Origin of the sequence: Binatus sp. (SeqCode), from assembly GCF_050013435.1 — a bacterium.
Lineage (GTDB): Bacteria > Desulfobacterota > Binatia > Binatales > Binataceae > Binatus.
The window spans coordinates 1-24206 of the sequence record NZ_JBEKFG010000059.1 but is presented as its reverse complement, the minus strand read 5'-3'; the positions used below and the strand labels follow the sequence as shown (position 1 = coordinate 24206).

The 24206-nt window shown below is 63.1% G+C and carries 22 protein-coding genes; 10 read left to right on the top strand and 12 right to left on the bottom strand.

All coding sequences use genetic code 11. From position 1 onward, the window contains the following. The 3 genes from ABSB13_RS12250 to ABSB13_RS12240 all read left to right on the top strand — a co-directional run. A partial coding sequence (locus tag ABSB13_RS12250; RefSeq protein ID WP_428108807.1) for a class II fumarate hydratase occupies positions 1 to 1127 on the top strand: 1127 nt, incomplete at its 5' end. Positions 1128 to 1133: 6 nt separating this feature from the next. Further along, the gene (locus tag ABSB13_RS12245; RefSeq protein WP_428108804.1) at positions 1134 to 2198 is read left to right on the top strand and encodes a ligand-gated ion channel; all 1065 of its coding nucleotides are present in this window, start codon (positions 1134 to 1136) and stop codon (positions 2196 to 2198) included. A 131-nt stretch (positions 2199 to 2329) separates the two neighbouring features. After that, the gene (locus ABSB13_RS12240) at positions 2330 to 2755 is read left to right on the top strand and encodes a hypothetical protein (protein WP_428108802.1); all 426 of its coding nucleotides are present in this window, start codon (positions 2330 to 2332) and stop codon (positions 2753 to 2755) included. Between the two features lie 42 nt (positions 2756 to 2797). On the opposite strand, the gene ABSB13_RS12235 is transcribed toward ABSB13_RS12240, so the two are convergent. Continuing rightward, a complete protein-coding gene (locus ABSB13_RS12235; protein WP_428108800.1) occupies positions 2798 to 4408 on the bottom strand; it encodes a carboxyl transferase domain-containing protein in 1611 nt (536 codons plus the stop codon). A 113-nt stretch (positions 4409 to 4521) separates the two neighbouring features. Between ABSB13_RS12235 and ABSB13_RS12230 the strand changes: the two genes are divergently transcribed. The 3 genes from ABSB13_RS12230 to ABSB13_RS12220 all read left to right on the top strand — a co-directional run bounded on the left by ABSB13_RS12230 (position 4522) and on the right by ABSB13_RS12220 (position 8415). Beyond that, complete coding sequence (locus ABSB13_RS12230; protein WP_428108797.1) at positions 4522 to 6858, top strand: endonuclease MutS2; 2337 nt, start codon at positions 4522 to 4524, stop codon at positions 6856 to 6858. Between the two features lie 77 nt (positions 6859 to 6935). Further along, positions 6936 to 7406, top strand: a complete 471-nt coding sequence (locus ABSB13_RS12225) for a GNAT family N-acetyltransferase (protein ID WP_428108795.1) — start codon at positions 6936 to 6938, stop codon at positions 7404 to 7406. A gap of 109 nt (positions 7407 to 7515) precedes the next feature. Continuing rightward, complete coding sequence (locus ABSB13_RS12220) at positions 7516 to 8415, top strand: cyclase family protein (RefSeq protein WP_428108792.1); 900 nt, start codon at positions 7516 to 7518, stop codon at positions 8413 to 8415. Between the two features lie 15 nt (positions 8416 to 8430). Here the strand turns inward: ABSB13_RS12220 and ABSB13_RS12215 are convergent, their stop codons facing one another. The 3 genes from ABSB13_RS12215 to ABSB13_RS12205 are packed head-to-tail and all read right to left on the bottom strand — an operon-like array spanning position 8431 to position 10996. Beyond that, positions 8431 to 9048: a pyroglutamyl-peptidase I gene (locus ABSB13_RS12215; protein WP_428108790.1), complete on the bottom strand. Its 618-nt coding sequence runs from the start codon at positions 9046 to 9048 to the stop codon at positions 8431 to 8433. Positions 9049 to 9060: 12 nt separating this feature from the next. Beyond that, complete coding sequence (locus ABSB13_RS12210) at positions 9061 to 9897, bottom strand: sulfurtransferase (RefSeq protein WP_428108787.1); 837 nt, start codon at positions 9895 to 9897, stop codon at positions 9061 to 9063. Between the two features lie 22 nt (positions 9898 to 9919). Continuing rightward, positions 9920 to 10996 carry a quinone-dependent dihydroorotate dehydrogenase gene (locus ABSB13_RS12205; protein WP_428108784.1) on the bottom strand — a complete coding sequence of 359 codons (1077 nt, stop codon included), beginning with the start codon at positions 10994 to 10996 and terminating at the stop codon, positions 9920 to 9922. Between the two features lie 357 nt (positions 10997 to 11353). On the opposite strand from ABSB13_RS12205, the gene thyX reads away from it, so the two are divergent. Further along, positions 11354 to 12184, top strand: coding sequence for an FAD-dependent thymidylate synthase (gene thyX / locus ABSB13_RS12200; RefSeq protein WP_428108782.1), 831 nt, complete (start codon positions 11354 to 11356; stop codon positions 12182 to 12184). Positions 12185 to 12216: 32 nt separating this feature from the next. Here the strand turns inward: thyX and ABSB13_RS12195 are convergent, their stop codons facing one another. Next, positions 12217 to 12975, bottom strand: a complete 759-nt coding sequence (locus tag ABSB13_RS12195) for an ImmA/IrrE family metallo-endopeptidase (protein WP_428108780.1) — start codon at positions 12973 to 12975, stop codon at positions 12217 to 12219. A 118-nt stretch (positions 12976 to 13093) separates the two neighbouring features. Between ABSB13_RS12195 and ABSB13_RS12190 the strand changes: the two genes are divergently transcribed. The 3 genes from ABSB13_RS12190 to ABSB13_RS12180 all read left to right on the top strand — a co-directional run bounded on the left by ABSB13_RS12190 (position 13094) and on the right by ABSB13_RS12180 (position 15856). Next, on the top strand, positions 13094 to 13495 hold the full coding sequence (locus ABSB13_RS12190) for a DUF309 domain-containing protein (protein WP_428108777.1): 402 nt from the start codon (positions 13094 to 13096) through the stop codon (positions 13493 to 13495). Positions 13496 to 13709: 214 nt separating this feature from the next. Continuing rightward, positions 13710 to 14579: an AAA family ATPase gene (locus ABSB13_RS12185; RefSeq protein WP_428108775.1), complete on the top strand. Its 870-nt coding sequence runs from the start codon at positions 13710 to 13712 to the stop codon at positions 14577 to 14579. 17 nt (positions 14580 to 14596) lie between these two features. Continuing rightward, positions 14597 to 15856 carry a VWA domain-containing protein gene (locus tag ABSB13_RS12180; RefSeq protein WP_428108773.1) on the top strand — a complete coding sequence of 420 codons (1260 nt, stop codon included), beginning with the start codon at positions 14597 to 14599 and terminating at the stop codon, positions 15854 to 15856. 12 nt (positions 15857 to 15868) lie between these two features. Here ABSB13_RS12180 and ABSB13_RS12175 read toward each other — a convergent pair whose 3' ends face one another. The 7 genes from ABSB13_RS12175 to ABSB13_RS12145 all read right to left on the bottom strand — a co-directional run bounded on the left by ABSB13_RS12175 (position 15869) and on the right by ABSB13_RS12145 (position 23626). Next, entirely contained in the window at positions 15869 to 17374 is a 1506-nt protein-coding gene (locus ABSB13_RS12175; protein ID WP_428108771.1) for a cyclic nucleotide-binding domain-containing protein, read from the bottom strand. A gap of 3 nt (positions 17375 to 17377) precedes the next feature. Beyond that, entirely contained in the window at positions 17378 to 18589 is a 1212-nt protein-coding gene (locus tag ABSB13_RS12170) for a glycosyltransferase (protein WP_428108768.1), read from the bottom strand. A 5-nt stretch (positions 18590 to 18594) separates the two neighbouring features. Continuing rightward, positions 18595 to 19236 (bottom strand): non-canonical purine NTP pyrophosphatase, encoded by a 642-nt coding sequence (locus ABSB13_RS12165; RefSeq protein ID WP_428108765.1) that lies wholly within the window; start codon positions 19234 to 19236, stop codon positions 18595 to 18597. After that, the gene (locus ABSB13_RS12160; protein WP_428108764.1) at positions 19237 to 20451 is read right to left on the bottom strand and encodes a D-alanine--D-alanine ligase family protein; all 1215 of its coding nucleotides are present in this window, start codon (positions 20449 to 20451) and stop codon (positions 19237 to 19239) included. A gap of 358 nt (positions 20452 to 20809) precedes the next feature. Further along, on the bottom strand, positions 20810 to 22264 hold the full coding sequence (guaB, locus tag ABSB13_RS12155) for an IMP dehydrogenase (RefSeq protein ID WP_428108762.1): 1455 nt from the start codon (positions 22262 to 22264) through the stop codon (positions 20810 to 20812). Between the two features lie 217 nt (positions 22265 to 22481). Next, positions 22482 to 22907, bottom strand: coding sequence for a hypothetical protein (locus tag ABSB13_RS12150; RefSeq protein WP_428108759.1), 426 nt, complete (start codon positions 22905 to 22907; stop codon positions 22482 to 22484). 140 nt (positions 22908 to 23047) lie between these two features. Beyond that, positions 23048 to 23626: a chalcone isomerase family protein gene (locus ABSB13_RS12145; protein WP_428108756.1), complete on the bottom strand. Its 579-nt coding sequence runs from the start codon at positions 23624 to 23626 to the stop codon at positions 23048 to 23050. Positions 23627 to 24206 lie beyond the last annotated feature (580 nt).

Below are 24206 nucleotides of genomic sequence, written 5' to 3'. Positions count from 1 at the left end.
CGCTGCGCATCTGGCAGACCGGCAGCGGCACGCAGACCAACATGAACGCCAACGAAGTCATCTCGAATCGCGCGATCGAGATGGCCGGCGGCGTGCTCGGCGGCAAAAAGCCGATCCATCCCAACGACGACGTGAATATGTCGCAGTCCTCGAACGACACTTTTCCGACTGCGATGCATATTGCGGCGGCCGAGGAAGTCACCCACGACCTGCTTCCGTCGATGCGCAAGCTGCGCGACGCGCTCGCCCGCAAAGCCGACAAGTTCGCCGACATCGTGAAGATCGGCCGCACGCATCTGATGGATGCGGTGCCGCTGACGCTGGGGCAGGAATTTTCGGGCTACGTCGCCCAGCTCGACTACGATTTGAAGCGCATCGAAGCCGCGCTGCCGGACTTGCTCGAGCTGGCCATTGGCGGCACGGCGGTCGGCACCGGGCTCAATACGCATCGCGAGTTTGCCGATCGCGTGTCGGCAAAAATCGCGGCGTACACGGGGCTGCCGTTTAAGTCGGCGCCGAACAAGTTTGCCGCGCTGGCGGCGCACGATGCGCTGGTGGCGGCTTCTGGAGCGCTCAAGACGCTGGCGGTTTCGCTGATGAAGATCGCCAACGACGTCCGCTGGATGGGCTCGGGACCGCGCACCGGGCTCGGTGAACTAATCCTGCCGGAGAACGAGCCGGGTTCGTCGATCATGCCGGGCAAGGTGAACCCGACCCAGAGCGAGGCGATGACGATGGTCTGCATCCAGGTGATCGGCAACGACGTGGCGATCACGATGGCCGGCTCGCAGGGGAATTTCGAGCTCAACGTTTTCAAACCGATCATCATCCACAATTTTTTGCATTCGACGATGCTGCTGGCGCATTCGTGCGTCTTGTTCAGCAAGTACTGCGTCGAAGGAATCGAGCCCAATCGCGAACAGCTGCGGCGCAACGTCGCAAATTCGCTGATGCTGGTGACAGCGCTGAGCCCGCATATCGGCTACGACAACGCGGCCAAGGTCGCCAAGAAGGCGCACGCCGAAGGAATCACGCTGCGCGAGGCCACGGTTGCGTTGAACTTGCTCAAGGGAGAGGAGTTCGACCGGCTGGTGCGCGCCGACAAAATGCTTGCACCGGAAGGCTGAGCCGGGATGCGGCGGGGGATCGTTGCCTTTGCGCTGGCAATCGTAGTCGGCGCGCTACTGTCGCCGTCGCCGGGTCGCGCAGCGCCAACGCCGACCGGCATCGCGACCGATCCGATCCTGCAACCGCCATTTGAAAACGGCAAGCCGATCGAGGTCGTGCTCGGCCTGCACGTCATCAACATCGCCGCGATCGACGAAGTCAGCGAGCAGTTTCAGCTCGACGGCTACCTGTATGCGCGATGGATCGACAAGCGGCTCGCCTATACGCCGGGGGGACCTGACGACCAGTTGCGCAACTACGCGATGGGCCAGATCTGGGTGCCTCAACTGGAGATGATCAACGCCGCGGCGCCCCGCTCGCGTGACGAAATCGCGATCGTGGTAAGCCCGGACGGCACGGTGAGGTACACGGAGCGCTTCATCGCAAGCCTGTCGTCGAAGTTCGCGCTGAGACGCTTCCCGTTCGATCAGCAGCGGCTGATTGTCATCATTCACCCCTTCCTGGCGGACGGACCGCGGATAAAATTCAGCCTGGACAAAATCTCGACGTGGAGCGCCGCCGAATTCAAGACCTTCTCCTCGCTGGCGCAGTGGCATCTGACCTCGATGCACTCGGAGTTGCTGGTCGCGCCGACCTACGGCGGCTTCACCATGCCGGAAGCCAGGTTCGAAATCGACGTCGGGCGGCGCTCGACCTTCTATTTGTGGAAAGTGTTCCTGCCGCTATTGCTGATGGTGTTTTTGTCGTGGGCGGTTTTCTGGATCGAGACGGGCGACCTGTCCAACCAGATCCAGGTCGCGGTCACGACGATTCTGACGGTAATTGCCTTCGCGTTTGCGATCTCCGCGACGATGCCGCGGCTGCCCTACCTGACGTACATCGATGCGTTTTTCCTCGAGTGCTACATCTACGTTTTCCTCGCGGTGGTCGAGCTGATGACGGTCCACGTGACGCATCGCTCGGAGGCGCGGCGCGACATCGGGCTGCGGATTCGCAAGTACTCGCGATGGGTGATCCCGGCGTCTTTCGCGGTGACCAACGTCGTCATCGCAGTGCATTTCCTGGGGTGAGAGCGAACCACAATTGTCCCGCGGACCGCTAAAAATTTGGATCCGTTATTAGAATTCTTGACATGCATATGCACTTCATCTACTCATATTAGCCATCACAGCATCGGCGACCGAGGTGGGGAAGTGTTTCGATGAAGGCTGAAGACGCACGGCGAAAAATCGCGCTGTTGCGCAGGGTCAATGCCGAAAACGGAGCCGGGGCGGCAGAGGAAGCGACTGCGCGCCGCCTGCTGAAGGCGCTGATGGACCGCTATGAAATCAAGCCCCGGGAGGTTCGTGCCGCGGCACCGACGTCCACCGTTCGCTTAACCTGGATTTACTGGCAGGAGCTGATGAACGAGTTCGGCCTGCGTTTGGACCAATTTGGGAATCGCGGCAGCGCCGCGGTCGGGAACAACAGCAAGGTCTACATCAGGCTGGATGAAAACCGATGGTGGGTCGAAGAGAACCGCCCGGGCGGTCGGCAGCAAACCACGGCTCGGAACCTCGGTGTCGAATCGCTGCGCAAATACCTTAAGGAGCACGCGCCAAGGAGCTACGCGTTTTTCGGGCGTTGACCTTCGCGATCCCCGGGGAATCGAAGCTACCGGAAACCACCTTCACATCCTGAAGACGCCGAAGCCGGGGTGCTCGGCAATCGGCGCGTTCATCGAGGCCGCGATCCCCAGCGCCAGCGCGGCGCGCGTCTGGGCCGGATCGAGCACCCCGTCGTCCCATAACCGCGCGCTCGAGTAATAGACGCTGGACTCGATCTCGTACTTGTCGAGCGTGGGCCGGAGAAATTCCTTTTGCTCCGCGTCGCTCATCGTGGCGCCTTCGCGTTTCAACTGATCGAGCTTCACCGTGAGCAGCGTGTTGGCGGCTTGCTCGCCGCCCATCACCGAGATCCGCGCGTTGGGCCACATGAAGAGCAATCGCGGCGAGTACGCGCGCCCGCACATCCCGTAATTTCCCGCGCCGTTCGACGCGCCGATGATCACCGTGAACTTCGGCACCTGCGCGTTGGCGACCGCGTTGACCATCTTGGCGCCGTCCTTGGCGATGCCGCCCTGTTCGTAGCGCTTGCCGACGATGAAGCCGGTGATGTTTTGCAGGAAGAGCAGCGGGACGCGCCGCGCGCAGCACAACTCGATGAAGTGGGTGGCCTTCAGCGCGGATTCGCTGAACAGCACGCCGTTGTTGGCGACGATGCCGACGGGATAGCCGTGGATTCGCGCGAAGCCGGTGACGATGGAGGTCGCGTAACGCGCCTTGAACTCATGCATCCTGCTCCCGTCAACCAGCCGCGCGATCACCTCGCGCACGTCGTAGGGCCGGCGCGTATCGACCGGGATGATGCCGTACAGTTCGGCCGGATCGTAGTGCGGATCCTCGGGGGTGTCCTGCGCGATCGCGGCGGCGGTGCGAGGCCCAAGATTCTCGAAGATCGCGCGCGCGATCTGGAGCGCGTGCTCGTCGTCGTCGGCCAGGTGATCGCTCACGCCGGAGAGTCGCGTATGCACGTCGCCGCCGCCGAGATCTTCGGCGCTGACCTCCTCGCCGGTTGCGGCGCGCACCAGCGGCGGCCCGGCCAGGAAGATCGTTCCCTGCTCGCGCACGATGACGTTCTCGTCGCACATCGCGGGCACGTACGCGCCGCCGGCCGTGCAACTGCCCATCACGACCGCGACCTGCGCCAGCCCGATCGCGGACATCCGCGCCTGGTTGTAAAAGATCCGCCCGAAGTGATCCTGATCGGGAAAAATCTCGGCCTGCAGCGGCAGGAAGGCGCCCCCCGAATCGACCAGGTAAACGCACGGCAGCATATTCTCGATCGCGATTTGCTGCGCGCGCAGATGCTTCTTCACGGTCATCGGAAAATAGGTGCCGCCTTTGACGGTCGCGTCGTTGGCGACGACCACGGTCTCTCGCCCATGGATTCGACCGATGCCGGTGATGATGCTCGCCGACGGCGAGTCGCCGTCGTACATCTCAAACGCGGCCAGCGGCGACAGTTCGAGGAACGGGCTGCCGGGGTCGAGAAGTTTCTTTACGCGATCGCGCGCGAGCAACTTGCCGCGTTCGACGTGAAGCTGGCGAGCGGGAGCGGAACCACCATGGCGAATCCGCTCGATTTCGTCGCGCAGGCGCCTGACCAGCGAGTCCATCGCGTCGCGGTTGCGGCGAAACTCTTCGGAGTTGGTATCCAGCCGGGATTCGATCCGATCCATTTGAGTATCCTTGATGCGTGCTTGAGAATCCGTGATGCCTGCGGACCAAAGTTGGGCTAGATATTAGCCTGAGGGCCGGGCCAATAGGCAAAAAGCCGCGCGGCTCCGATGCGATGCGGGAACGCGATCTGAAAGCACTCGAGTTCGACAAGGTGATTCACCTCGTCATGGAGTTTTGCGCCTCCGAGCCGGCGCGCGCGGCGACCGCCGAACTGCGCCCGTCGATCGACGCCGTCGAAGTGCGCCGCCGGCTGGATTCGACGGCCGAGATGGTGGCTCTGAGATCGCATGCCGGCTCGATCCCGATCGCCGAATTCACCGATCAGCGGCCGTACCTGCTGGCGGCGGCGCGCGCCGGCGCGATCCTCGGCGGCGAAGCGCTGGTCAAGGTGCGCGATTTTATCGTGGGCTCGCGCCACGTCGGCGGCTTTATGCGCTCGCGCGTCGAGCGCTTCCCGCAGGTCGCGGCGTTGGTGCACAACCTGCTCGCGCCGAAGGAACTGGCCGACGCGATGCTCGGTGCGCTGGCCGACGACGGCGGAATTCTCGACGACGCCAGCCGCGAGCTGAAACGTCTGCGCAGCCGGCTGCGCGACGAGCGCGCCGAACTCGAAGCGCGCCTGCTGCGCTCGCTCAACGCGTCGGGCATGGAGTCATTCGTATCCGATTTCATCGTGACGATTCGCAACCGCCGCTTCGTGCTGCCGATGAAGCTGAACTACGCGGAACGATTCGAGGGAATCGTGCAGGACCGCAGCGTTTCGGGCGAGACCCTGTTCGTCGAGCCGATGTGGGCGGTCGAGCTGAACAACCGGCTGATGATGCTCGAGCGCGAAGCGGAGGCGGAAGAGACCCGAATCCTCGCGCAGCTGACGGCGATGGTCGGCGGATACGCGCCTGAATTGCAACTCACGTTCGACGCGATGGTGGCGCTCGATGCGCTCAACGCGCGCGCGATTTTCGCCGAGCGGTTTCGATGCGTCGAGCCGCAGCTGGTTGACGAGGGAATCGACCTTATCGCCGCGCGGCATCCGCTGCTGATGACCAGCGGCCGCGAGGTGATCCCGATCGACGTGAAAATCGGGGCCGGACAGCGCGGCATCGTCATCTCGGGGCCGAACACGGGCGGGAAAACGGTCGCGCTCAAGACGGTCGGGCTGCTGTCCCTGATGGCGCAGGCGGGGGTGCTGATTCCGGCGCTCGCCGGCAGCAAGGCGACGGTTTTTCGCAGCGTGTTCGCCGACATCGGCGACGAACAGTCCATCGAATCCAACCTGTCGAGCTTTTCCGGCCATATCGCCAACTTGTCGGAGATAATCAGATCGCTCGTCGAGCCGGCGCTGGTGATTCTCGACGAGCCGGGCGCCGGCACCGATCCCGCCGAGGGCGCGGCGCTCGCAATCGGCCTGATGAACCATCTCGGGACGCGGCGCTGCATGCTGGCGATCGCGACGCATTCCACCGCGGTGAAGCTCCACGCATATTCTCAAGCCGGGTTCGAGGCCGCCGCCGTGGATTTCGACGCCGACCGCCTCACCCCGTTATATCGGCTGAGGCCGCATACCATCGGGCAGAGTTACGGACTCGCGGTCGCGCGCCGGCTCGGGTTGCCCGAGGAAATAATCAGCGCGGCCGAGCAATCGATGGGCGCCGGGACGCTCGAGCTCACCTACGCGCTGAAAAGATTGGACGGCGAGCGCGTCAAACTCAATGCGCAGGCCGAAAAGTTGCGCGAGCGCGAGGCCAGCCTGGCCCGCGTCGAGCAGGAAGTTCTTCAGGACACTGAAAAAACGCGCGAGCGCGCCGAGCTGGAACGCAAGCGGCTGCGCGCCGAAGTCGCCGACCTGATCGAGGAGATCAGGCGCGACGGTGCGGCGCTGATGGACGAGCTGAAAGCGCGGACGAAATCGCGCACCGACTTGAAGGGGTTCATCACCAGGGCGTCGGCGAAAATCGAGAACCTCGCGCCGGCTGCCCAGGCCGTGGCGGACTCCGATGCGCCGCTCAAGGTCGGGGATAGCGTCGAGGTTGGCGACATCCGCGGCGAATTGATTGTCCTGGAATCGGGACGCGCCGTGATCAGCCGCGGCGGCCTCAGGATCGAAGTCGCGCCCGAGCGCCTGCGCAGGTCGGCGGCGATCGCGCCTGAAACTCGCCCCGCGCGGATCAAGACGGCGACCGTCATCTTCAGCGCCGATCGCGGCGAGGGCGCCGAGCTGAACCTGATCGGGATGCGAACGACGGACGCGCTGCGCAAGCTCGAGGAATTTCTCGATACCGCCTTCCTGACCAATCGTGCGGAGGTGCGGATTGTCCACGGGATTGGATCGGGCGCGCTGAGGAAAGCCGTGACCGAATACCTGGCCGCGTCGGCGTATTGCGCGTCGTTTCGCGTCGCCGAACCGCATCACGGCGGCGCGGGCGCGACGATCGTGCAGATGAATTTGTAGGGGCGCACGCGTGCGTTAGAATAATTTCTTCAATTGATCCAGAATACCGCGCCGCGCTCGGGCGGGGACCGGCATTAATGGCTTCGCACGACACCTCGCAGCAACCCGTCACCTTCCGCCGCGCGACGGCTGCCGATGCGGTCGAAGTCGCGACGGTGTATATCGCCTCGCGGCGCGGTGCCGCCGCCTACCTCCTCACGGTCGGCACTGACGCGGAGATTCGCTCCTTTGTGATCGATCGGATGGTGCCGGAGCACGAGACCTGGGTTGCAGAGGTTGGCGGGCGAATCGTGGCGGTGCTGGTGCTCGACGGCGACGAGGTCAATCAGTTTTACGTTGCCCCCGCCGATCAGCGCCGCGGCGTCGGCGGCGCGATGCTCGCGCACGCCAGGCAACTTCGCCCCGCCGGTCTTCGCCTGTGGGCGTTCCAGCGCAACACTCCCGCGCGCCATTTCTACGAGGCGCGCGGCTTCATCGCAAAGAAATTTACCGACGGCGCCACTAACATGGAGCGCGAAGCCGACGTGCTCTACGAATGGACGCCCTGAGTGACCGCAATTTCCGCCAAGGAGCTGGTGCGATGGCCAAGATCGATCTCAACAAGGTCCCCCGCTTCTCCGAACTCCCGATCAGACCCGACAAGCCCAAAGAATCTTCGTGGGGCTGTTTGGCGACGACGACGAACTCGGATGCCTGAATTTCCTGACCCCCGAAGGCGTAATCGAGGCCGCGCGCCTGGTGCGCAAGGGCATGGTCTTCCGGCTCGATACCAAAATCAATTACGCCAATCCTCCCCTGTTCGCCCGGCCTCCCGCCAAGCACAACATCATGAGCTTCGAGCGTTTCGGCCTGCTCGGTTTCGACGATTCGCTCGACAGCTACAACACGCAGGAAGGAAGCCAGTGGGACGGCCTCGCCCATGTCGGCAGCCCGCGCTACAAGGCGTTCTACAACGGAGTGAAATCCAGCGAGATCAAGGACGGGCCGGGCGGTCGCCTGAGCATCCACAAATGGGCCAACAAGTTCGTCGGCCGCGCCGTCCTGCTCGACGCGTTTCGCTACCGCATCTCGCACGGCCGCACGATCGATCCGCTCACCTCGGAAAAATACAGCCTCGACGATTTGAAGGAGACCGCCGTCGCGCAAAGCGTCGAGCTCAAGCCCGGCACGATCCTGCTGATTCGTACCGGCTGGATGCAGACGTACGTGGCCGCGTCACGGGAGCACAAGGCCGCGATGGCGCCGGCGCGCGCGCTCAAGGCCTGCGGCATCGAGGACAGCAGCGCGATGGTCGAATGGTTCTGGGATCATCGGCTCGCCGCGGTGGGCACGGATTGTCCCGCCGTCGAGCCGTGGCCGTGGGATTTCTCCGACGAGGGCGCGCTGCATTACCGCACGCTATGCCTGCTCGGCCTGCCTATCGGCGAGCAGTTCAACCTTGAGGAACTGGCAGTGGATTGCGCCGCCGACAAGCGTTACGAATTCATGCTGGTGTCGGCGCCGATGAATCTGGAGGGCGGCATCGCCTCGCCTCCCAACGCAGTCGCGATCAAGTAAGCGCGCCGCCGCAAGTCACCCGATCGAGCGCGCGGTCTCGGCGATCGCGATGCGCACCGCATTCTCCATCGTCGCAAGCGCCATGCTGGGCAGGTTGCGATGCCGCCGGGCCTGGCGCGCCTCATACGGCAGATGGATGAATCCCACCGGGACGCCGGGCTTGCGCCGCAGACTGTGCAGCGCCGCATACATCAGCGCGTTGCACGCATACGCACCGGCCGTCAGCGAAACGCTCGCGGGAATATCCTTGCGATCGAGTTCGCGGATGATCGCGCGCAATGGCAATCGCGAGAAGTACGCGTCCGGACCGCCGCGAACGACTGGCGTGAAGCCCGGGTCGCCGCTCTTGGCAAGCGCGCCGCGTTCGTCGGCAAGATTGATCGCGATCCTTTCCAGTGAGATCGCCGGCCTGCCGCCCGCCTCGCCCAGTCCGATCACCGCGCGAGGCTGCCAGCGCGCGATCGCGCCGGTAATTAGCCGCGCAGCTCTGGCGCATCCAACCGGCACGCGCAGCGACTTTATCCGCAGCCCGCCGATCACCTCGGCGTCGAGCCGCCGGGCAATTTCCCACGACGGATTGATGCGCTCGCCGCGAAACGGCTCGAAGCCGGCGAGAATCAGGATCGCGGGCATCGACGCGTCCCGCTATTTGCGCCGTGGATGCTGGATCGGCAGGTCGTCGCGGTTTCCCCATTCCGCCCACGACCCGAGATAATTTCTCACCTTCGGATAGCCCGCAATTTTGAGCGCGAGGTACGCGTGCGCGGCGCGGTATCCGCCCTGGCAGTACGTCACTATCTCGGCGGCAGGATCCAGCCCGAGGGCTTCGAACTGGGCGCGCAGCTCGGCGGGTGATTTCACGGTTCCATCGGCGGCGAGCGCCGCCGTCCAGTCCTGATGCAGCGCGCCCGGAATCGCGCCGCCATGTTTCGCGCGCACGCGTTCGCCGAAGTATTCCTCATCGCTGCGAACGTCGAAGATTTGCACGCCGGGACGCCCGATTCGGTCAAGCAGATGCGCATATGTCGCGAGAATTTCCGCCCGCGCACTGAGCTCGAAGTCCGTGGCGGCGAACTTGTCGACCCTGGTTGTCAACGTTTCACCGGCCGCCTTGAGTCCGCCGTCGAGCATTCGGGCCTTTGGATGTCCGGCGTATTCGAGCGCCCACTGGCCGCGCGCCGCGCGCATTCCGGATTCATTCTCGTAAAACACGACGGTCTCGCGGCCGGTGATTCCCAGCGCCGAAAATATCCACTGGAGCTGCGCGCCGAACTCCGCGATGCCGCGCTCCGAGGTGTCGGTATGATGAAACGCGAACGGATCGAAGTGTCGCGCGCCGCTTAGATGCCCGCCGTGGAAATCCTTGACGGGCCGCGTATCGATAAGGATCAGACTGGCGCCGTCGCGATGCTCGCGCAGCCATCGCGCATCGACGAGCAACTCTGTTTTGCCCTCGTCGCGGGCAGTTTTTCCCTGGTTCAAATCGCCTCCGCCGCGCGCGGACCTATCTGTCGATTCCGACCGCTTCACTAATAGAACGAAATCCGCCGCGATGGAGCAAGTCCGCCAGTCCCGTTTTGATTCTGGCGATCAGGCCCGGACCCTCGTAGACCAGCCCGGTGTAAAGCTCCACGAGCGAGGCGCCAGCGCGGATGTGCAGCCACGCATCCTCGGCGCTGGCGATTCCGCCGACGCCGATGATCGGGATTTTCCCGCGGGTGTGCGTATACATGTCGCGGATCAACTCGCGCGTGCGAATCAGGATCGGCTCGCCGCTGAGTCCGCCCGGGTGCGGCGACGAGACGCCGACGGCCTCGCGCGCGACAGTTGTGTTGCACGCGACGATTCCATCTATGCCCAGCGCGGGCGCGCTGTCGCAAATTCGAAACAGCTCGTTGCGTTCCAGGTCGGGCGAGATTTTCACCAGCACGGGCGTCGGGCGCGGCAACTTGCCGGCATGTTCGTGTATCGCCGTGAAAAGCTCACTCATCTTTCTCGGCGATTCCCAGTTGCGCAGCCCGGGCGTATTCGGCGAGCTCACGTTGACGACGATGAAATCGGCCAGCGGCCCAAGCCGCGCGATCAGGGCGCCATAGTCGGCGGCAATCCCTTCAAGCGGCGTGTCCTTGTTCGGCCCGAAGTTGAGCGCAAGCGGAATCGAAACTCCGGCCTTGCGAAGCTGCTCGAGTCGCGGTGCGACCGCCTCCATCCCTTCGCTGGGAAACCCGAGCCGGTTGATAAGCGCGCGACGTTCCGGCACCCGCCATATCCGCGGTATTTCATTTCCCGCCTGCGGGCGCGGCGTAATCGTTCCCAACTCCGCAAAGCCGAATCCGAGCGTCTCCCATCCGTGGACCGCGACGGCGTCCTTGTCCATTCCGGCCGCCAGCCCAATCGGGTTTGAGAAATCGATTCCCCACAGCTTGACTCCGAGCTCGGGCTTGTCCCGCGGCGCCGAAAAAGCCGGCATCGCCGCAAGCATCCGCAGCATCGTCCGATGCGCACGCTCGGCATCGCGGCGGAACAGGTATCGCTTCAGGAGATGCCGATAGATGGCGTCGATTGTAGAAATAGTAGACACGGCGGCTTTAAACGGCGAATGTCGCACTTTGGCGTCGTTGGCGCAATCGAAACGTGTTGTGGATTAAGGGCCGACGCCCCCTGATGCGGTCGCGCTGCGGCGCCACTCCACTGGCAAATGTCATCCGATGCACACTCCGCTGTCGAGTTCAAAACCGAATGTAGTAATCGTAGTAGTCCGAGAGCTAGAGGCCTTCGATATCTGCCGTTTCTCTGGCAATCAACAGTTGTGGATAATACACGTACGGGAATTGTCGATAACCTCCTTGGAACGATTATGACTCACCATCGGTCATCGCGTAGTATCCCCAAGCGACGCATCCATTCGAGATCTGGGCTGCGGAGGAGGGGAAGCGAGGTGGGCAATCAAATCGAGATGCGGGTTAAGCTGATAGATTACGCTCAGGAGCCGTTGGAAAAGCTCTACGCGGCGTTTCGCACCTGCTATTCCTCCGAGACGCCAATCGAAGTCTGGGAAAACATTAAGTCCAAGAAAATTACCCACGAGAAAATTCGCGAGTTCATCACCGAGCGGCTGAAGACCGGCCACGCTTCTCCGCTGGAGCAAATCGTTTTCTGGTTCGCAATCGCAAACGTGTCGCGCTCGCTGTCGCATCAGTTCGTCCGCCATCGGATCGGAATCAGCTTCGAGCAGCAGAGTCAGCGCTATGTGAAATTCAAGCGCGACAAGCTCGCCTTCGTGCTGCCGGATTCGTGGTCGCGCGCAGGGCTGGAGAGTGAATTTTCCGATTTGCTTTCACAGACCTCCGAGCTCTACGCCAAGGCGTTGAAAGCGGGGATTCCAGCCGAGGATGCGCGTTTCGTGCTGCCCAACGCCGCGCCGACGAATTTTCACGTGATGGTGAATTTCGCCGAGATGCTGCACATCTGCGATCTGCGCCTGTGCGTGCGCGCGCAGTGGGAAATCCGCCGGATGGTCGCGATGATGCGCGCGGAAATCAAGCGCGTGCTGCCGGAAATCGCCGTGTTTCTGCAGCCCAAGTGCGGCGAGAATCGCATGGGCTATTGCGACGAGTCGCTCGACGAATATCACAAGTGCCCGCTGAGCAAGGTGCGGCCGCATAAGAGCATTCTTATGCAGCTCTACAACGAACAACCGAAATTTGGAAAAGCGCGACCCTTAGGTGAGGAGCAGTATCGGATCGTTGCAGAGCAGGAACGTCTCTAGCAAATCCTTATCGGGCTGCGACGATTGCCGCGTCATCTCACCCGCCCGGAGTCGAGAAGTTGTATGCCGGCTGCTGTCGGTGAAACTCCGAATATTTCCGCCATCGGCAGCGCATCCGCGGTCGTCATCGGTATCTGGCGAGCAACGAGCTTTGCTCTTTCTAGGCGGCTAAGCTTCGATATTTCCAGCGGAGACAGTTCTCCCTGCGTCAAGTAATACGCATGGTTGTCGTCTAAGTGATCGCAGTCGATGTCGTCATCGCCCCATAGATTCGCAAATACTTGGTTGAAGAACCTCTCGGGCATCAGCAATTCAGCGGCAAAGAGGTCAGCCTCTTTTTCCTTTACCGACCGTAATGGAGCTCGAATCGCAGTATCGGTACGGGGATCTTCCCGCAGGCTAGTAATTTCCGGGTGAAGAACGAAGTGCCCAATCTCGTGTGCGGCCGTGAATCTCTTAATTTCCAAACTCAATCTGGCCGAAACGGCTATCAGCGATTTATCGCGATCTAGAAGGCCCGCAAGTGTTACCCGCAGGGGCCCAATCGACAAATAGCCAATCTCCTCAAGCTCCTCATATTCGAGCAAGAGCAATTCGATGGCAATCTGCTTCGGTTGGAGCGGCAAAAGCTCGCGAAACCTGAGCGCGGGTCCCCGTCTGCTCTTTTCGAGTTGCCACAGCTTCAGGATCAATTCGTTTGCTTTTCCACGAATAAACTGACGACGGCGGTAGTTGATTTCACCGCCTCCGATGCCGGGAATCCGTCTTGCTGGTCGGCCTAGCTCGTTCACAGTTGTTCTCGGCACTCCGAACCTATTTTACCCCCTTAGCTCTTGCGCAGAAAGCGCCCACCGGACGAATGGCCTTCTAGCCGAGGCTTTGCGACACTAATATTGTCAGTCCATCAACATGCTACAGTTGGAGCGAAAGTTTGCCGACGCGATCGCGGCATTCAATCGGGGCGCCTATTTCGAGGCGGCCGAGATGTTCGAGACGGCGTCGCACGCGGCCGGCGACGACCACGATTTGAAGCCGCTCATCGTGGCCTTCAATCAGATTGCCGCCGCGCTCCATCTGCGCTTCGAACGCGGCGGCCGGCAGGCGTCGATCAACCTGATGTCGCAGGCGATGCTCGCGCTCGACGACCTCAAGCCCGCGCGCGGCGGAGTTGACGTCGAGCGGCTGTGCGTCGAGCTGGCGGCCTGCACCGAAGAGATACGTGCGGCTCCGCGCGACGAGCGCGACGGGCTCAAGCATCGCGCGCGGATTTTTCTGGAGCGCCGCCGCGCCCCGAAAATCAATCGCCGCTGACGGCAGGCAAGCACACCAAGTGGGCGCTTCCGGGCGGATCGCCGCAGGCGCCCCGAGGCGGAGCGGACGCGGAGTCGAGGGAAATTAAAGCTGATGCTGACGCGCGATCAATCGCCGCTGACGGCAGGCAAGCACACGAAGTGGGCGCTTCCCAGCGCAGCGCCGCAGGCGCCCCGAGGCGCAGCGCACGCGGAGCCGAGGGAATTCTAAGGTGATGTTGACGCGCGAACAAATCTCCGACGGCCTCAGGCGCGCCCTGTACGTCACCAACGAGCGCGTCGAGACGGCAATCTTCCTGGCGCTCGCGCTCGAAAAGCCGCTCCTGATCGAGGGTCCCGCCGGCGCCGGCAAGACTGAAGTCGCCAAGGTGCTGGCGGAAATCCTCCACACCGAACTCATCCGGCTCCAATGTTACGAGGGACTCGACGAGGCGCGCGCGCTCTACGAATGGAACTATCAGAAACAACTTTTGCGCATGCAGGCCGGCGAGCAGCAGGGGCTGCGATGGGAGGAACTCAACGAGCACATCTTCTCGCGTGATTACCTGCTCGAGCGTCCGCTGCTCAAAGCAATCACCGCGCCGAGCCGGGTCGTATTGTTGATCGACGAGATCGACAAAGCCGACGAGGAGTTCGAGGCCTTCCTGCTCGAATTGCTTTCCGACTTCCAGGTAAGCGTGCCCGAGCTGGGAACGTTGAAAGCCCACGAACGGCCGGCGGTGATTTTGACCTCGAATCGCGCGCGCGAACTGTCGGAGGCGCTGCGCCGCCGATGCCTGCATCTGTTCATCGATTTTCCGGGCACCGAGCAGGAGCGAAAAATAATCGAGATCAAGGTGCCCGAGCTCGACGCGAAGCTGGCGGCCGAGGCGGCGCGTTTTGTCGGCGCGATTCGCAAACTCGGGCTTCGCAAGCCTCCGTCGATTGCGGAGACTCTGGACTGGGCGCGCGCGCTGGTGCGCCTGGGCGTGCGCGAACTGGACTCCGACGCGGTGCGCACGGCGCTGGGCGTGCTGCTCAAGCACGAGGATGATCGCGTCAAGGTCGAGTCGAAAGCCTCGGCGCTCGCGCCGCACCGGCGATAAATCGGCGGCGTTGCTGAATGTCCCCGCTTCGCGATCAGCTCGTCGGCTTCATCGCCGCGCTGCGCGCCGCCGGCGTCAGAATCTCGGTGGCGGAATCGATCGATGCGATGAACGCGGTCGCGGCGGTGGGGCTCGAGCGCGCGCGGATGCACGAGGCGCTGGCCGCGGCGTTGATCAAAGACGAAGCCGACCGCGCGATCTTCGACGAATCGTTCAACCGTTTTTTCGCCGCGCCACGGGCAAATCGCGCCGAGCATCCCGACCATCGCGGCGAACAGGTCTCCGCTGCCGGCGGCCGCGGCCGTCCCGGCGAGAATCCGTTTGCGTTGCCGAGCGACGATGCGCTCGCGCGCGATCGCGAAGAGAAATCGCTGCCGTCAGAAGCAAAGCCTGCAAAGCAAGCAGCGGCGGCGCGCCGCCACGGCGCTGAAAAGGGAAAAGACGCCGAACCGGGCAAAGATGCCCGGCGACTTTCCGATCGGATGCGCGCCCGCCAGGAGCGCGGCGAGGCACAGGCGCGCGAGGAATCGCCCACGCCCGACATCGACGCGGCGCGCGTCGCGCGAATCCGCGCGATCGAGCGGACGCCGTTCGACAAATTCTCCGACCTCGACTACGACGAGGCGCGCGACGCGCTCGCGCCGCTGATTCGCCGCTTCCGGATTCGGCTGGGACGGCGGCTGCGCCTGGCGCGAACCGGCAGAATCGATTTCCGGCGCACGATTCGCGCGGCACTGCAACGCGGCGGTGCGCTAATCGATCTCAACTTTCGCGCGCGGCGTCCGCGCCATGTCGATCTCGTAATCCTGGCCGACATCTCGGGTTCCGTCCGCTACGCGGCGCAGTTGATGCTTGAATTGATGGCGGGCGCGCGCGGATGCTTTCGCCGCGTCAGCAGTTTCGTGTACGTGGACCATCTGGCCGAGGCGGACTTCGAGGATGGACACCTGGTAATGACGCCCGCGCTGGACCTGTACGCGCGCTCGGATTTCGGCCGCGTGCTCGGCGAGCTTTGGGAGCGCCGAGCCGGATTGCTGACTCGCGCCGCGATCGTCGTGATCATGGGCGACGGCCGCAACAACCGGCTGCCCGCGCGCGCCGACCTGGTCCGCGAGATGGTGCGGGCTTGCCGTGGCGTGGTGTGGCTGAATCCGGAAGATCCTGCGCGCTGGGGCACCGGCGACAGTGCGATCAAACAATACGCGCGCGAAGTCAGCGCGCTCGCGGCGTCGCGAAATCTCCGCGAGCTTCAAGTCGCGCTGGCCGCAATCGCCTAGCGCCGGGGATGATCAGAAGTCGAACACCTCGCGCATTTTGGCGAGCAACCATCGATGCGGCCCGCCCTTGCCGTCCATCGTCGCGCCCGATGAGAGCTTTTCCAGACGGTCCCGGTTTCGTACCGCAATAATATCCCCGATGCCGGCCGCCGCGTCGGGATGCTCTTTGAACAGCCGCGCGAATCCCTCGCGGTCCATCTCGATCACTTCCAGGTCGGTGATCGCACGCACGCTTGCGCTGCGCGGGTCGCCCGTCATCAGTGCCATCTCGCCGGTGAAATCCCCCCGGCTATAGTTGGCGATGTGGCGCGTTTGGCCGTCGGCGGTGACGGCGAAAACTTCGGCCGTTCCCCTGCGCACGATGAACATCGAGTCGCCTTGTTCGCCGGCGCGTATCAGCATCTCGCCCGCGCCAAACTGGCGCACTGCGACGGTCGGCACCAGCAGCCGAAGCTCGTCCTCGTTCAGGCCGCGCAACCAATCGACCTGGCGCAGGTCGGCCATCAGTTCCCGCTCGAGGTCTGCGTCGGCTCGGTCTTCCTGGTCCTGGCGCGCATCGCGCACATGGACGGTGCGGGTCGGGAACGGAATCTCGATCGAATGGCGCCTCAGCGCGTACCACAGCCCCGACGCGACGCGATCGCGCACGTATTCCTGCACGCCGTAGTCCCCGATCCAGTATCTGATCCGGTATTGGATCGAGAAATCGCCGTATTCCCACGCCAGCACCTCGGGCGGCGGCTCGCGCAGCACTTGCGTCACATCGCGCAGCAGGGTGAGCACGACTTCGCGCACATGATTGGGCGGCACGCCGTAGCTGATTCCGATTGCAATTTCGTCGCGCACGGCGCCGGTGGTGTAGTTGAACAGAGTGTCCTTGGCAATCACGGAGTTGGGAATCTCGAGCCGTTCGTTGGCGCGCGTTACGATCGTCGTCGCGCGCCACGCGATTCCCTTGACGCGCCCGACATGCTGGCCGCTGCGGATCCAGTCGCCCGGCTCGAACGGGCGCCCCATCGAGAGCGACAGGCCGCTGAAGATGTTGCCCAGCGTCTCCTGCAGCGCGAAACCGAGCACCGCCGCGAACACCGTCGTGGTCGTCAGGATCGAGAGCGGCTGCACCCCAAAGTCGGTGTACAGCACCACCATCAGAACCGCGAACCACAACACCAGCATCAGCATGTCCTTGCCGATGGTCGAGAAGTGGACCTTGCCGCGGCGCGTCGCCGCGTCGACGGCCTCGAGCACCAGCCGGATCACGCCGAACAGGAACAGTACGAAGGCCGCGACGGCGATCTTCTCGGCGATCGCCTCGTCCGGGAAGAAGCGCGAAGCTGCGTCGATGAACACGCTGCCCGCCAGCAGCAGGAACGTCGTCGCCGTCACGGCGCGCCGGCGCCGGCGCACGGCAAAGGCGCCCAGCAGGGCTGCCAGGACCAGCACGCTTTCGACGAAGCCGCGCAAATCGTGGTGCAGCGCCGTCAATCCCAGCATCGTCTGAAGGGGTGTCGGAGCCATCGTTCAGATCCCCGCCGCCACCGCGACTTCGTCGAGCAGTTTCACCGCGTCGAAATACTCCACGGCTATCTCGCGCGCGGCACGCGCATGGCGCGGATAGTCGGCGTTGATTTCCCCGATCGCATCGACCGCCTCGTCCGGCGTGTCAAACCCGAGCAGCCCGGCGCCGGTGGGAATGAACTTTTCGAACCCGGTCCGCTGCGTGACCACCGGACGTCCGGCCGCCAGGTAGCAAGCGGTGCGATCGCTGAACCATCCGGTGCGCGGCCTCACGTAGATGTCCTTCGCGACCGTGAACTCACCGCGCGAGCCGCTGATGTACTCGCGATAGGCATCGACGTCGAGCGACATCGGCACCGCCGGCGTCAGCCTGAATCCGCCGGCGATCGCGCGTTCGTAGTCGGCGCCGCCGCTCAGGTTGGTGGCGATCTCGATCGGCTGATTCGCGCGCGCCGCGACCTCGAGCACCTTGCGGAAATTCAGATGCTTGGACCAGTAGTAGGTCTCGCCCGCGATTTCCATGTCGCTGCCGCTATTCTGCCACGTGCCGACGGTCGTGAACGCCGCCGGCTCCGCCGCTCCGACGCCCGGATGCCACTGGTCGAGACTCACCGGCGGACGCGTCGGATGCCAATCCAGGCCGGCGGTGGGCAGCAGACAATCGGGCGCGCCGATATTGTAGCAATACGTGAAGAACAATTTGTGCGATTTGGCAAACGCCATCGTGGTCGGAATCTTGCGCTTGAGCTCGAGCTGCATCACTCCCGGGTCGGTCTCGAGATACACCAGGCAGCGGCTGCGCTCGTGCTCCTGACGCGGCTCGGTGGCGCCGCACAGATTGATCACCGCGTCGGCGTCGCGAAACAGTTCCATGCATCGTTCGCGCGACATCCCGACGTATTGCTCCTTCACCGAGTCCAGGAAAGCCCACCGCTCGCCGAAGCCAAAGCGCTCGAGCACGCGGCCCAGCACCTTCAGGTTGCGCGACGGATCCGTGGTGGCGCTTTCGATCGTCGGATCGTACACGTAAGCGCGAGAATCCTCGATGTAGTAAACGTCGAGGCCAAGCTGGCTCAGTCCCAACAAGTGATGAACCAATTGCCAGATCACCCCCGCGAACGGGTACCGCGCCGCCAGATGCAACACGACGACCTTGCCCTTGCGCTTGCGCCTCACCTTTTGCTCGGGCGATCTTAACCCGCGTTCCTCGATCATAATAGTTATGCCGTGCGGCCTGCGGCTATCCGCTCCAGCTCGGCGCGCAACCTCGACACCGCAATCCGCCGCTGGCTGATTTGTGCCTCTTCCTCATCGCCGAGTTCGCCCAGATAACAGTTACGCCCGGGAATGACCAGTACCGCCCGATACGGAAACCCCGCGCGAATTCTGGAGTACGCCCGCTCGGCGATCGTACCCTCGATTGTGCCATCCGCCGTATGCTCGCGGATCGCGCCGCCCTCCTCGTGGATCAACGCGATCGCGGCGCGGATTCGCGCCGTCCGCCGCCCGGCCTCGACGCCCTTCATCCGCCGGATAACTTCATCGACCAGCGCCTGATCCGAATCATCGCCGCCCGAACCGAGCCATCGATGCGACCGGACGCCGGGCTCTCCGCCAAGCGCGTCGATCTCGAGTCCGCCGTCGTCGGCCAGCGTCGCAATTCGCGCGCGCTGGAAGTAGAAACGCGCCTTGATCAACGCGTTCTCGATGAACGTCGCTCCCGTCTCCTCGGGAGTCTCGGAAATTCCGAGCTCGGCGAGCGACACCAGTTCGAGCTCGATCCCGAGGCCGCGCAGGATCAATCGGTACTCTGCAAGTTTCGCCGGATTCGTAGTCGCAATCAGTAGCCGCCCCGTCGCCATCTAATCGGCCGAGTCGCCGGGCTTTGCGGGAGACTTGGCAAGCGACTTCGCAAGCGACTTCGGATGATACGTGATCTTGAGCGAGGCGCGCTCGCGATGCTCTTCCAGCGCCAACTCGATCAACCGATCGATAAGCTTGTCCAACGGCAAGCCCGACGCCTCCCACAGCTTCGGATACATGCTGATCGCGGTGAAGCCGGGGATGGTATTGACCTCGTTGACGTAGATCTCGCGCAAATCGCGGCTCGCGAGAAAATCGACCCGCGCCATCCCGCGGATCGACAACGCCTTGAACGCCGACACCGCCATCGCGCGCAACTTCTTCGCCTTGGCGGGCGGCAAGTCGGCGGGAATTTTTATCGCGGAGCCTTCCGGATCGACGTACTTCGACTCGTAGTCGTAAAACTCATGCGCGCCCTTGACCAGCACCTCGCCGGGAACCGACGCTTCGGGACGATCGTTGCCCAGCACCGAGCACTCCAGCTCGCGCCCTTCGCACGAGGCCTCGATCAGCGCCTTGCGATCGTATTGGAAAGCGTCGTCGAGCGCGGCGTTGAGATCCGCGGCGCGCTTCACCTTGCTGATTCCGATCGACGATCCCAGCGCGTTGGGCTTGACGAACACCGGATAGCCAAGCTTTCGCGCCAGCCGCGCCCCAAGCCCCGGCGTTTCATTGTAGTCGGCCCGATCGATCGCGAAATATTTCACCACCGCGACCCCGGCGTCGCGCAGGATGCGCTTTTGCGCGTCCTTGTCCATCCCGAGCGCCGAGCCGAGCACGCCCGCGCCCACGTATGCGATCCCCGCCAGCTCGAACAGCCCCTGCACGGTGCCGTCCTCGCCGTAGGTGCCATGCAACACCGGGAACACCACGTCGAGCGCGCCTGGAATCGCATCTGATGTGAGCGTCACCGCGCCGCGCGCGCCGTCTGCCTGCGTCGCGACCAGAGATTGTCCCTCCGGATGCGGCAGCAGAGTCACCTGCGTGCCGCCGGCGTCAAGCGCCGCAAGATGTGGCGTCTTTTCGGCGAGCAGCTTGAGCGCGTTGTGCTGCAGATACCAGCGCCCGTCGCGGCCAATCCCGATCGGAACAATCTCGTACCGCGCCGGATCCATCGCCGACATCACGGTCAGCGCGGAGCGCAGCGAAATTTCATGCTCGCTCGAGCGGCCTCCAAACAGCACGCCCACCCTCAGTCGCTTTTTTTCTGTCATTTTGCCGGATCGCCGCGCGCCTTGATGGCGACGATTCTGACACGCCGCGACCGCAGGTTCGAGCGGGTCGCAGCCAGACGCAGTGGCCGTGGCGAAGGCCGCGCAGTATTAGGCCGTTGGCAGGGGCCGCGCGCGACAACGGAACACGGCCTTAATACTGAGGGCAGGGCTCAGCCCTGCGGTGCAGGGGTCACCCCTGCCCGCGCACCGCCCGTGTCATTCTAGAGCGAAAGTTGCTGTAGCGAAGAATCCCGGATCCGGGACTCTTCGCTTCGCTCAGGATGACACAAAAAAATCCTAACCGGCCGTCAGGCCGCATCTTTGCTTTAACATTGGGTGCAGGGGTCACCCCTGCCTGCTATTGCCGGTAGTTCGGCGCTTCCTTGGTGATAAACACGTCATGCACATGGCTCTCGCGCATTCCGGCGTCGCTGACCTTGACGAAGCGCGCCCGCTTGCGCAGCTCCGCCAGGTTCGCCGCGCCCACGTATCCCATCCCGGATTGCAACCCGCCCACCAGCTGCTCGATATTCGAGGAGAGCGACCCTCGATGCGGTACGCGGCCCTCGATTCCTTCGGGCACGTGCTTGCCCTCGGCCACGGCGAGCTGCCCGTAGCGGTCTCCGGTGCGCTCATTCATCGCGCCGATCGATCCCATCCCGCGATAAAGTTTGTACGTACGCCCCTGGTAGAGAATCGTCTCGCCGGGGCTTTCCTCGGTGCCCGCGAACAGCGAGCCGATCATCACGCTGGTCGCGCCGGCCGCAATCGCCTTGGTGATATCGCCCGAGAAGCGGATTCCGCCGTCGGCTATCACCGGGATATTGCGCGGCTCGGCAATCGCGATCGTGTCCATTATCGCCGTGATTTGCGGCACCCCGACTCCCGACACCACTCGCGTCGTGCAAATCGATCCCGGCCCCATTCCGACCCGCAGCGCATCGGCGCCCGCGTCGCACAGCGCCTTGGCGCCCTCGCCGGTCGCGACGTTTCCGGCCACGACTTCCGCCTCGGGCCATTCGAGCTTGGTTGCCTTGATCGCGTCGATCACGTTGCGGGTATGCCCGTGGGCCGTGTCGATACAGATTACGTCGACGCCCGCGCGCCGCAGCGCCGCCACCCGCGCCTCGCGCTCCGGACCGACTCCGACCGCCGCGCCGACCCGCAGCCGCCCCATCTGATCCTTGCTCGCGTGGGGATGCCGAATGGCCTTGTCCATGTCCTTGACGGTGATCAGCCCGCGCAGCCGATTCTGGTCGTCGACCAGCGGCAGCTTCTCGATCCGATGCGCTTGCAGGAGTTCCTTGGCGTGTTCGAGGTCGATCCCCGGACGCGCGGTGATCACTTTGCTCGTCATCACGTCGCGCACCTGCTTGTCCAGCCGCCGTTCGAAGCGCAGATCGCGATTGGTCAGAATTCCGACCAGCCGGCCGTCCGAGACCACCGGCAGCCCGGAAATCCGGTAGCGTTCCATCACCGCCACCGCCTCTCCGATTTTCTGTTCGGGGCTGACGGTGATCGGATCGACGATCATTCCGCTTTCATATTTCTTGACGGTCTCTATTTCGGCGGCCTGCTCTTCGATCGAAAGGTTGCGATGCACGAAGCCGATCCCGCCCATCTGCGCGATTGCGATCGCGGTGCGCGATTCGGTGACGGTATCCATCGGGCTCGACACGAGCGGGATACGCAGGCGGATTTTTGGCGTCAACGCTGTCGAGACGTCGCAATTCGCCGGCAGCAGGTCGGACGATTGCGGGAGCAAGAGTACGTCGTCGAAGGTAAGTGCTTCGCGGAGCTCTTGATACGCCATTGGATGACCCTCCTTGGGGTGAGAAATAAAAAAAGAGCCCGCGGATTTCCCGCGGGCTCAAGTCTGCATTCAGTTTTGGTACGCAGTCCGTTTAATCAGATGCGCCATATGCGACTTTAGCAACCGCCGCACTACCGATCAATACGCCGCATCTGGCGGCAGTGTCTCAGTTTGAATCTAACGCAATATCGGCGAGATGGACTCGGACCAAGCCGGATTACACCGGGCGAGGCTGGACGGCACTATTTCGGGCGAACCATTCGCGAGCATTGCCAGTGAAGATCAGATAAAGGGCGACGATCTGCGCCAGGTTCTGCGCACACACGAGAGTTGCCACGATCAGACCGCTACGCAGTAATCGGCTTAGTTCGGGGAAAGCAAACGGTAGTCCTAGAATGAACAAACTTAGCCAGACCCAGCGCGCCCAATTTTTCCGTCGCCTTGCAATTAGCCAGATAAACAACACTATGATTGCAAGAACAAAGAACTGAATGAAAAGCACGAACCCCGCACCGCCCAAGCCTGCCACGCGCGCGTTGGACACCGATCGATTCCAATGCAGAATCGATTGAATAACGCCGATACCAAGCGAGATGTACATCAGTTGCTCGAACCGCACTACGTTCGATGGTCGAATCTTCATAATGCTTTGTCTTTCTGGCTCGCTTCCCATTCGTCCACGATTTCTACCGCATCTTCAAGCGACCAGAGCCGATCCGTGACGCCAGTACCCATCTCGCGGGCAGTGTCCTAATTTGAAAACGCCGCGTAATCCTCAACAGGTTAGTGCGCGAGCAGCGACTTTCGCATCGCTTCGTGCTGGCTGTTTGGGTGAAGCCACACATTCATAATCGCGGGGCATAGGGTTGCGTCATCTACCTCACCTTGGATGCTTCCGTTGTAATATGCCAGCGTCTTCGGTTCGCTCGGGCAGAACACCACTACTTGGTCGCCGGACTTCACGTTCGGTACCAGTCGCCTCATCTCCAGACGCCAAGCTGCGATCTGCGACGCGTCGCCTAGTTTGAGCCTGCGCATTTCGTCCGTCGCGTTGTTAATCAGAGTATCGGCACTGACGCTCCTGCCGGGCTCGAGGTCAAGCGCGTGCGGCTGGCCGGGAGTGAATCGGTCGCCGACGACCCATAAGGTTGCGTCATAAACGCGGATACCCCATACCGTCTGACGGCCACGACCGAGCGGGCGGATTCCAGGCGCCTGCGACTGCACCGGCGCGGGCAGCGGCTTGGGGGTGAGCGGTTGCGCAGCCAATGCGTAGGGCGTGATGAGCATCCGCGCGGCGATCGCAGACGCGAGTAGGGAACGCAATCTCGGATGGGTTTTCATCGGGCGCGCGGTCGTCATAGACAGACCTCCAACAATTCAGCCAGTGACCATAGCCGATCCGTCACGCTAGCGGCCATCGCGGGCATACAGCGCAGCGTTCGATGCACGCGCGCGTCCACGTCCTCGACTTCCCGTTCCCCCTTTACCCCTTCTAACAGGGCGAAGCCCGCATCTTTATTTTTTCTTGCTTACTAAGGTGCTGGGGTTACCCCTGCCCGTGGCGACGGCAGCGCAGTATTAAGCCGTTGGCAGGGGCCGCGCCCGCCAACGGGCAGGGCTGAGCCCTGCACTCAGTATTAACCGCCGCGCTCCGTTGTCGCGCGCGGTCTCTTAATACTGGCCTCCCGTGCCAACGGGTCTTCCATCGCGTAGTCGCGAAAAGATGCGTTGCGCAGATTTTCGTGTCTTCTCGCTGTGGGTGCAGGGGCCGCGTGCCCGCGACGGAGGCCGCGCGCGACCACGGAGCGCGGCCTGAACATTGGGTGCAGCGACTGTGTTGATAGTCAAGCGGGATTTGGGCATGGAGCACTCCAATGAGTGCGATGTTTAAGCATCGCATTGAGGATGGTTATGAGTTTGCGCATGCAGGCGACCAGCG